1 protein-coding gene is annotated in these 353 nt (G+C 61.2%); it reads left to right on the top strand.

Going from position 1 to position 353, the window contains the following annotated elements; all coding sequences use genetic code 11:
* Window positions 1–353 (top strand): phosphopantetheine-binding protein (locus CG716_RS29790; RefSeq protein ID WP_133067048.1); only part of this gene is annotated, 353 nt, incomplete at both ends.

The raw sequence follows: 353 nt of genomic DNA, 5'->3' as shown, positions 1-353 counted from the left end.
GAGGCCGAGCTCGGGATTGATTCGATCAAGCAGGTGGAGATTTTGGCTGCGTTGCAGTCGAAGTTCCCGGGTGCTCCGGAGATCCCGGCTTCTGAGCTGTCGGCGTTGCGCACGCTGCAGGATGTGGTTGACACGGTTGCCGATTTCGCCGCGCCCGCGCCGGTCGCTGCCGCTCCTGTTGCGGCTCCGTCTGTGCCTGCGGGTGATGTTGTCTTGCAGATTGTTTCGGAGAAGACGGGTTATCCGGTGGACATGCTCGGGTTGGGCATGGAGATGGAGGCCGAGCTCGGGATTGATTCGATCAAGCAGGTGGAGATTTTGGCTGCGTTGCAGTCGAAGTTCCCGGGTGCTCC

Origin of the sequence: Mycolicibacterium sphagni (genome assembly GCF_002250655.1) — a bacterium.
Lineage (GTDB): Bacteria > Actinomycetota > Actinomycetes > Mycobacteriales > Mycobacteriaceae > Mycobacterium > Mycobacterium sphagni.
This window is presented reverse-complemented; position numbering and strand designations above follow the sequence as displayed.